The organism is uncultured Gimesia sp., assembly GCF_937919775.1.
In the GTDB taxonomy this organism is placed as follows: domain Bacteria; phylum Planctomycetota; class Planctomycetia; order Planctomycetales; family Planctomycetaceae; genus Gimesia.
In genome coordinates this window covers 1-10007 of the sequence record NZ_CALFPF010000329.1, presented here as the reverse complement: position 1 = coordinate 10007, position 10007 = coordinate 1, and the positions used below count along the sequence as shown (strand labels likewise).

6 protein-coding genes are annotated in these 10007 nt (G+C 49.5%); 2 read left to right on the top strand and 4 right to left on the bottom strand.

Annotation, left to right across the window (positions count from 1 at the left end):
* On the top strand, positions 1-222 hold a 222-nt coding region (locus tag Q0294_RS09125), incomplete at its 5' end, for a hypothetical protein (RefSeq protein WP_299463685.1).
* Positions 223-264: 42 nt separating this feature from the next.
* Here the strand turns inward: Q0294_RS09125 and Q0294_RS09120 are convergent.
* Both Q0294_RS09120 and Q0294_RS09115 read right to left on the bottom strand, forming a co-directional pair.
* Positions 265-2151 carry a hypothetical protein gene (locus Q0294_RS09120; protein WP_299463682.1) on the bottom strand — a complete coding sequence of 629 codons (1887 nt, stop codon included), beginning with the start codon at positions 2149-2151 and terminating at the stop codon, positions 265-267.
* 301 nt (positions 2152-2452) lie between these two features.
* A complete protein-coding gene (locus Q0294_RS09115) occupies positions 2453-5797 on the bottom strand; it encodes a hypothetical protein (protein ID WP_299463679.1) in 3345 nt (1114 codons plus the stop codon).
* Positions 5798-6511: 714 nt separating this feature from the next.
* Here Q0294_RS09115 and Q0294_RS09110 point away from each other — a divergent pair.
* On the top strand, positions 6512-7708 hold the full coding sequence (locus Q0294_RS09110) for a M20/M25/M40 family metallo-hydrolase (protein ID WP_299463688.1): 1197 nt from the start codon (positions 6512-6514) through the stop codon (positions 7706-7708).
* On the opposite strand, the gene Q0294_RS09105 is transcribed toward Q0294_RS09110, so the two are convergent.
* Positions 7693-8193 carry a hypothetical protein gene (locus Q0294_RS09105; RefSeq protein WP_299463676.1) on the bottom strand — a complete coding sequence of 167 codons (501 nt, stop codon included), beginning with the start codon at positions 8191-8193 and terminating at the stop codon, positions 7693-7695. The two genes, Q0294_RS09110 and Q0294_RS09105, sit on opposite strands and share 16 nt — an antisense overlap.
* 154 nt (positions 8194-8347) lie before the next feature.
* A complete protein-coding gene (locus tag Q0294_RS09100) occupies positions 8348-9787 on the bottom strand; it encodes a hypothetical protein (RefSeq protein WP_299463673.1) in 1440 nt (479 codons plus the stop codon).
* Positions 9788-10007: the final 220 nt, after the last annotated feature.

Below are 10007 nucleotides of genomic sequence, written 5' to 3'. Positions count from 1 at the left end.
CCCACGGTCAATAGTTCAACTCCTGCCAGCGATCCGATTGCGAGTCAGGCCAGCTATTTTTTCAAACTGGTTGACCGCGATAAAGATAATTCCGTCTCTCCCGAAGAATGGAAAAAGAGTCGCTCGATGCGCCGCATGTTTGAAGAGGCCAATATTGATCTGACACAATCGATGTCGCAGGAACAATTCATCAGCCATTATGTGACGATTAAAAAGAATTGAACAAATTCTTCCCCGCAGTTTGGGATACTGATTGCAGGCCGGTTATTTATCGGGATCTGGCAGACCTTTTTTCTTTTGATCCCGTTCATTGCGTGCACGACGTCCTTGACTTTCATCAAACTTATGGGCGATGGAATACCCGAGCAGTTTGAGATAACCCGTATCGAATTGGATACGGGACCGGACTCCGCTCTCCGTCGGCTGTGTTGTGAGTCGAATCAGATCGTTGTCTTTCTGAAAGGCGGCATCCAGCATGCCCATCAAATCGCCACTCTGTTCGATTTCTTCTTTCGAAAACAGAGCTAACCAGGGTTTGAGATGAAATTCGGCCTGAAAAGGAGCCGTGCGCTGTTCTTTTCGTTCTTCAGGAGACGCGGTATTGATGCGTTCGATTGCTTCATTCAACGCACTTACCGCGATATCCGTGCCCATCGCGAACCAGATGACCTGCGAATCAGCGCCAATGTAAAGCGAAGGGACGCCACCCAGAAAACGCAGTTGTTTATCGTCGGCTGATTTCAGATCAGGTTGAAATTGATGTAAGGCAATTCCCTGCACGGTTTCGGCGTTGGTAAAGATCTTAACCTTATTATCCGGCAATTTATCCACACGATTCACCAGATCCAGGAGTGCCGCCGGAAGATTGTCAGAAGGAGCGACTTTGATACCACCGATCAATGCAAATTTGCGAGAGGGTGTAGAGACCAGTTGGGCAAACAGATCGAGATGCCGTTTTTCCACCATCGATTTAATGGGCGCAAAAAACTGCTGAACCGAATTCGTGTTTTGCAGACGCTCGTCTTCGGTTAATAACTTTTCGGCTAGTTGTTTTTCGAAGTAAGATAAATAACTGAGATACGCTTTCGCTTCGCGACGGGCCACATTCATGGAAGCCGAAACAGCAATCGGCAGATTTTCACGGGAAGTAATCACACTGAAATAGCTGGCTTTACCAGGCACGTTTTTAATATCACGGGCCAGATCGCTATTCGGCCGGGCCTTGAGCAGGACATCAATAATTCCCCGGTTTTGTTTTTTGTCAATGGTGGCGCCAAAGACCATCTCTTGCGCTTCATTCAGCAAATATTCGATGCCTTCCAGATTCTGTTTGCCCGACATCCGGCGTAACTCATACGCTGATTTCGATTCGCTGTCTCTTTGCTGTAACTGAGTTTCAATGGCGGTGCGAAAGAATCCTAAAAACGTCGTCCGCATCAATTCGGGAATCGCACTGAGATCGAGTTTGACCGCAAAGTCATAGTCATTGGTCAGACTTTGAAACTGCTGTACCGGATTGCCAAAATCTCGAGAGGAAATGATCTCCAGCGTTTCGTCCGTTTCTCCGCCGCGAAACAGCATATGAGCGTAGGCATCCTGGATTCGAATGATCGACTCGCCACGTCTGCCTTCAATCGTATAAATATCTTCGCGATTTGGATCCTTTTTAATGGTTTCCTCATCGCCGGGAATCATGGCTTCGAGGGTCTCAATAAAAGCGCGAATTTTTGAAACCGGAACATAGGAAACGAACACCGGCTGAGGGAGGATGCCGGTTTTCAGATACAATTCCGCTCCCAGATTTTTATTCTTATCCACTCCTTCCAGATCGTTGACGTTCGCCAGCGAAGCAGATGCGATTTCAGCGATTTCCGGACGCTCGACCAGTTCAAACAGTAAATCGATGTCCTGCAGAATTCGTTCAATACTCGCGACATTCACGACAATAATCGGTTTGGGTAACAACGATTCCACCGGCTTTTTGGTTTCGTCTTTTTTGGGATCTTCTTTTTTCGGCGGTTCTTGCGCAAGAAGAGAACTGCTGAAAAGCAGGCTGAGAGACAAAACCACGCTCAGCACACGCCAACACCGCGTCGAAAACAGCGAAAATGCCCGTTGAGAACCGGTTTCTGAAGTGTAATAGTCTGCCATGGTTCGCCTTTTCCGCGGATACGAATTTGTCTTTGAAGGGGCGTTCTTTTTCACGAGGTCGCAAGAACGTGTTCTAACTGATTCGACTGACACATTCAAATATTAAAATTCGTGTACTTTTTTTCAATCAGCCGGGCTAAGGAACACTTCACTAGCGGGAGTATTTCCTGTGCTCTGAGCCAGTATACCCGCTCAGGAATCAAAAAGATTCAGGGAAAATGAATTTTCAGGAACCGGGGAAGCAATCAGCCAGCGCGCAGCCCAAAAAAGAAATCATGGCAGAAATACAGCGAAAGCGGCCTCAAATGGAAGGTACTTCAGGCAGATTGAGATTATCCAGGAGCTGTTTGGTCTCTTCGCGGGTTTTCTTATAGTGGTGAGGCAGGACGCGGCTGTGATAGGTCTGTAGAGGTCGCACCAAGGTGCGTTCCAGCACCAGTTTACGCAGACGCCAGTCTTCCTGAGAAATCCCGGCTTCGTCGTGTATCCCTTCCATCGTTTCCAACGCCAGTTCGATGGCAGAAATACTGAGTTCGATATCGTGCAGCGCCTGTTTGGAAGTGACGGGGCTCGCCTGCGAACGATTGTCCCAACGCGTTTTCAAAGCCTGCAGCAGTCCGTTCAAGTGGTCCCACTGCTGATCCGGTGTCTGAAACATCTCCGGGTGTTCAGCCGCCAATTCCACGGCACGCACAACCGAATTGATGGAACGATCTGAACCAGCCCCGAAATTGATGGCATGCAGACGATGTGAAAATTCCAGAATCGGAGGCGCACTCTTTGACTTTTTGTAAAGCTCGGCTACTTCATCGTGCATGAAATAGGTGATCATGGGATCGTAAATGGCAGAGACTCTGATGACACGGCTGATTAATTCGACGGAGGGAGCCGCTTTTGCCATGGCATCAGACAGGGCCTTGAAATACAGCATGCGACGTTTGTCTTCATCGTGAATATAATCATCTTTGTTTAAATTCTCTGCTGCGACCTGCTTGATCAGGGAGCGGGGGTTTTCCGTGATCTGCTCTTTAGCAGGCTTCCGGTATTTCCAGTATTGATCCGGGTATTGCGCCATCAATTTGTTTTGTGCGGTGACTTCAGACAGTCTTCTGAGTACGAGGGGGTCATCTTTTTCCAGGTGCATCCAGTTGATCAGACGACCGGTGCGGTTCTTTTGGGAAATCATTTTCTGGACTTCTTCCCGTTTCAACCCCCAGCGCATCATTTCATAAGGCAGCGTAAAGGCAAACATCCCGTTCGATGTGGTATTGGCGTTCGTTTTCACATCGGCCGTCATGTCCTGTAAAGCCTCTCCGGAATAGGCGGCCAGGTTCAGCAGGACCGACCAGTCCCAGCCTACCTGAGCCAGAGTGCGCCGCACTTGCGGAGCCTGTATCCGGTCAATCAGGTCTTTTCGAATAAACCCCTGTTCCGAATTCGTTGCCAGGAATAATGTTTCACCGTTGGCAATTTCAATTGCCATCACCTGTTGAAACTGAGATAAAAAGGTTTGGGCAATCACGCGTAAAGGTTGTGCACCAAAATCGATGTGTTGAAATCTCTGACAGAAAATCCCGTCTGCGTTCAGATGGCGAGAGACATTCCGATAAAACTCAGCCGTATATTCCGACTGGGATTGAGTCACCACAGACTGAACCGGATTACTGATAATCAAGTCGTACTGCTTGTTTGATTCCGACCGGGCAGCCATCGCCAGCGCGATCGGCAGTTGAATCAGTTGCACGCGTTCTGATTCAAAGGCGGAAATCGAATTGCGCGGCGCAATTTCTTCCTGATACAATTTTACGAGACCGTTGTCGGACTCCATACATGTCACATGTTGTACCGGAAAATCCAGGCTGGAATTGATGCCCACGCCTGATCCCAGACCGAGAAACAACACGTCCGACGGGCGCTCATGGAGGATCACGGGAATCAGAAACGGCATCAGCTCACCCGTGGTGTGCGGACACAAACCGGCGTCGACACTGGTAACACCGAAAGGCAAACCACTGCGGCGGATCTGGATCTGGTTCTCGCGATAGGACCAGAGAGTGAACGTGCCGAATTCTCCCTCGATTTCCGAAAGGCAACGTCCTTCATCCAGGTGCGGCAACAGTTCTGATTTCAATCCGAAACGCAGGCCTGTAAAGGTATTCGTGGAAAACAACAGTTTGGCGGAGCGGCGGGCGTCGTAATTCTGATGAAAAACCAGACCGACAATGAGTACGGTCACACTGCCGGCGATCGTTACAAGTTGAAATCGTGTGCGGGGAAATCGCAGTTGAGAGAACCAGACGACAGCCGCCAGACACAGTAAACCTAGTGATGTAAACACCGTAATCGATTTGATCTCTGAAGCCGCAGAACCAATGAGCCACATGCTGCATAACATGCCTGCCAGTAAACAGAACGGATGCCAGACAGGAAGCTGATAATCTGTAACCTGATCAGTGTTTGTATGTTGGGACTGCAGAGAGACGTTGAGCCAGCCTCCCCAGCACCAGCCTAACAGAGAAAAGACAACGGCAGTTAATGCTCCCCGTACCAGAGCCAGGATCTGAGCAAATTCGATATACGCGTTTGCATACAGCATGCAGGAGACAAGCAGCGGAAAGAGAGCCAGGCAACTGACGCCCAGGATGCCCGTTCCAAGAGTTAAGCAGGCAGCAGTTTGAGCCCGATGTGTTGTCCCGCGTGCACGGATGAATGAAAAAGCTGCAGCGATTCCTGCGAAGAAAGCAGCCCAGATTGTCACTTTCAGGTAGAGCGAATCCGGATACAACTGGAACAGTACCCGACTCAATGTGACAAACAGAATTCCCACCGCCAGACTGACAAGATAACTGCTGCCTCGGATCACCCGGGGAATGACGGGCGATATTTCCTGCTGAACAGTTTCACTCGGTTCGGAAAGCGGCTCTGTCTGTGCAGCATCTAATTTTAACCAGTCAGGAGTTTTCGGAAGATAAGGTTTTGCGTATGAGCTGATCCACGGGCCACAGCAGACAAGAAATGCAAATCCCGCTGGTAAAACAAGCGAAAGATTCCAGCCGAATTGAGGAACGATTCCGTAGGCGGCGGTGATCAGCGCCAGACTCACGCCGGCAAGATAACGGGCGATCTGCCGATTCATTTGATGGGGCGGATCAAACTGAAAACCGGTCTCCTTTGCCGTCAACCAGAACAGTCGGCTGCACCAGAACACGGCAGGCAGGATCAGAGCCATTGCTGACAGAATCATGAGTCCCGTTAAAAAAACGAAATTCGACATCTGTTGAATCGAGATTAGATGCAGTATCTGATTCAACTGATTCAACAGTACCGGAAAACAAATCGACCAGAGTGACAAGGCGCAGAATGCAATTTGTATTTTGCGTCGCCCCGTCTTCAGGTCGAGAGTGGGGGCTGTTGTCCGCCCGGAAAGAGCAGCCGATACGGGCAGTCCCAGCCAGATACCGATTGCAATCGCCAGACCGATTCCGGCTACCGCTTCCGGACTGTCGCTGACAAACGCCTGATAACGTTGGACGCAGGAAAAGACAAACAGCCCACAGATCCACCCGGTGAGAAACAGGATTCCAAATCGCTTTTGCAGAATTTGAATCGAATATTTGAGCAGATTTTGAGCGAACGAACGTATCATGGCTTCCTTGCCTGTCGTTATTTATCAAACAGATTTGCATCTCAACTTAAAGTCGCGTACTCTAAGTCATTTCCCAAGAGTCTTTTAGCAGCAATTATTGCCGATTCGTGTGCGCATTACACATTGCGTGTTTTATCGAAATTTCGTAAACATATGCAATACCAGTCGTTGTAACACCGCGCGAACCGGGTCTCGCCGGGTACATCAGTGCACACCACTGGCGAAAATGAGGAAATGAGTAAGAATAGGTAGTCGATTAAACTCTCTCTCATCTAACTTCAGTCAGAAATCAGTCAGCGTGAATCAACATTCCAGACAGCTTCGAATTCCCACATCTCATCGCGCGAGTCACCCTTCAGATTCTCAGGTCCCGTTACTAACGCAGCGCTGGTTCTGCTCGCTGCTGGCCAGCCTGATCTGGTGTGTCGGAATCTGTCAGGTCACCCAGGCTGAAACGAGTTATCCTGCTGCGTATAAAGCAGTCGTGAATTCGATCACCGTGGATGAACTCAAAACACATATCGAATTTCTGGCCAGCGATTCGCTGGAGGGAAGAGAAGCGGGTTCACAGGGAGGGCAAGCTGCCGGAACTTATATCCGTGGTTTTCTTCAGAAACATGGCATCCAACCGGGGCTGGCTGAAGAGGGATATTTCCAGGAATTCGAGGGAGGCTTCCGGAATATCATCGGAGTCATTCCCGGCAATGATCCGGAATTAAAAAAGAATATGTTGTCATCGGCGCACATTACGATCACGTGGGATATGGTAAACCGTCTAACAGCCGCGGAGGCGTTGGCCAGATTCATAATGGTGCCGACGACAATGCCAGCGGTACGGCTGCACTGCTCGAAGTCATCGAAGCACTCTCGCTACATAAAGACATTCCGCGACGATCGATCCTGTTTGTGTTCTGGGATGCAGAGGAAATGGGCCTGCTGGGTTCCAAGCACTGGATCGATTACCCCAGTGTTCCCCTCGATCAAATCACCATCTATCTCAATCTGGATATGGTAGGCCGACTTAACGGGAAACCGTTGAGTCTATTTGGTTCTCGATCGGCGGCGGGATTGCGTTCCTGCTCTGTCAAATGCAACCACCGCGAGACGGGAGTAAAAATTCATTTTGACAACGCGATCCGCCCCGACAGTGATCATTGGCCCTTTTATCAGAAAGGAATTCCTTTTCTGATGCTGCATACCGGAAAACATGACGATTATCACAGACCGGAAGATGATGCGCACAAAATTGATTTTGAAGGGGCCCGGACCTGCGCACAACTGCTGGCTCAGCTGACACTCGATTTTGCACTGCAAACAGAAAAACCGGAATACCGCAACGCCGACCGGGGTGTTCTGGAAGGCATTGATCAGCAGGCGCGCGTGGATACATCCGATCCTCCCCGACTCGGTGTTGCCTGGAATGCAGAAAAATACAAACAGGGAAAGCTGTTGATCACGCAAGTTCTGTCCAACACAGCCGCGGAAAAAGCAGACCTGAAAGTGGGGGATGAGATCGTCAAAATTGATGGCAGATCGCCTGTAGCGGCTCCCGGGTTCGCAGCTCTGATTCGCAGTGCCCCTGTCAAAATTAACATGCAAATTAAAAGAATGAACACAGAGAAACCGCTGGAAATTCCCGTCGAACTGGATGGAGAACCAGTTCGACTGGGGATTGAATGGAAGAACGATGAGTCAGAACCGACGGTTGTTGTGATCTCTGATGTTGTGAAATCGTCACCAGCCGATCTGGCGCAACTGCAGATCAACGATCGGATCTATGAAATCGGTGACAAAACATTTGAGAACAGTGATGAATTCCGCAAACTTGCCACCACTTTGCCGCTGCCGTTCAATGTCCTGGTAGAGCGCGAAGGATTATTGAAAAAAATCGCAATTCAATCGACGAGATGAATTTTCCAGTCAATCACCTGGGGTGATAAGCCCGCCTTCTGCAGTTCTTCCTTCAGCAGAGATTCTGGTATCACGCGGGCAGAGCCTTTCCGGTAAACGCGAATCCGAATTCCATCTTCGTCTCCCGTGGTCTGTCTGGCCTGCTGGACGATCTCTTCCATTTCAGCCGGTCGATAATGGTCCTGAGGTTGAGAGCCGGCCTTGATTAAGTAGCTGCGATCATCAATCAGAATATCCAGAACTTTCAGCGGGAGTTCGGACTGCGATTTGTTTTGTTTCGGTTCCGGTTGAATGAGTACCGGCACAATATCAGAATTGCTCGATGCCAAAATCGCTCGAGAATCTTCTTCAGGTGCTGTTTTTTCCTCACCGTCTCCTGATCCGCTATTGATGCCGGGAGTCAGACCGAAAAACTGGCCCAGAATGATCCCCAGAATCAACACGCCCCCTCCAGCGTACATCACTCGTTTTGATCGTTTGGCCATAATCGATTCCTGTTTCTTAATGAGCCCTGACAGCAAACGTATTGTAGCGTCCTAGGAGTCATTTGAAACTACTCTCTTCGCACTTCTCTCATAAAAGGCGCACGCTCGCCGCAGGAATCAACGGGCCGACGCCTCTGCGAGTCAGGAAGATCGTTCACTTCTTACCCTGCAATTCCCCCATCAGCTCGAGAATGATGGCGACGATTTTATCTGACGCATCAATCTGCACGCGATTTGTCCCCATCCAGGTTTCGTAACCACCCAGTTTATGCTGAGCGGGAGTGGGAAGATAACCGTTATAACCATTGGCAATTTCGATGGTGAAAGCATCCTTGAAGGGAGTTTTTTCCTTAAGTTCCAGGCCGATTTCACAAAACGTTTCAAAGGGAATGGCGGCCACACACAGATCGCCGATTTTCAGAACCTGCAGCATCACAGTCATTTCATCGGGGCCTTCGAGCAGACTTTGAACGCGGCTGGCGTAATTACGTTCATAGCGATGATGCTGCGGCGCGTCTGCGGGTTGTGCCATGACTTTTTTGAAGTAGGCCTGCATCGTTTCGTCGGGTTTACGAATTTTCAACGTCAACTCGCGGCTGGCTGCCCCCAGAGGAACCCAGGTTTTGTATTTGACATTTTTGTATTCTTCAGCAACTCTTTGTGCGACGAGTTCGGCGACCTGCGTCATTTTTTCATAAGGTTGCGTACGCTGACCCGAATTGCGAAAATCAATGTTGTTGATATCGCCGCTGGTTCCATTGGACAACATGCCGACAAAAGGATGAGATTCGGTCTGAGCTCCGATGAGGGTGCCGATTTTTTCTGAAAAGATGCCGAAGTAGTCGGCTGAGATTTCGCCACTCTTAACACCGCCGACATAATGCAGCGAATAATTCGCCAGCAAGGCCAGTGGTCGACCATCAAGAGACTGAACACTGATGAAAGAGATTTCAGGATCAATGGGACCAGCCGGTTTGACCAGAGCGGCGTTACCACGTGGGGGATTCATGCGGACGGTATCAACGCCGCCAAAAGGATTCTTGCAGAATTCCGGATTTGTCGTGTACCAGCGGCGGTTAAATACTTCAGACGGTTCATCGACTCCCCCCCAGCCAATTTGAGCGGGTTCCGTGTTTTCCAGTGCACGGCGTACACAGTCGGCGATACGGCGCGAAAGAAACTCATGATATTTGGGGCTGCTGGCGCGCGTCGCGGAATGCGTATGTGTGGCCGCCATCAGAATATTTTCCGGGGGGAGGTCGGTTTCTTCTTTGATGAAATTTCGGGCGGCCTGATAAACGTCTTCTGTAATTCCCAGGTTGTCGCAGATGACAAATGCAATTTTCGTTTCTCCATTGTCAAGCACCAGACATCGGGCGTGCAATTCATCGTGCACATTCTTAGAAGGGAAAGGCTTGAAGCCACCGACGATACTTTCGCCTAGAGGAGGCGTGATATTGCTCGTCGCGGCGCCGGCATTGAGGACCTTGTCAGCCGCAAAGCCGACCGTCTGAGCCGATGCAGACACAAAAAATGCAGCACAAAAACCCAATACCCAGAGCAACGTCTGTCGTTGATTCACGATTGTCACCATCAAGTTTTCTCCCCGTTGAAGTCATCACAAAAGAGCGTAAATCTCGGTCACGATTATAGAGCTCGCGATTTAAGAACACAACAGTCCCGGTTGATGGGTTGCAGGATTATGAAACCACAACCATTTGATATGTAACACATTACGTAATATTGAATGTATTATAGCCTCTTCTAATTACGCTGCATATTACATTGGCTACAAAGGAAATAATTTGGAAATA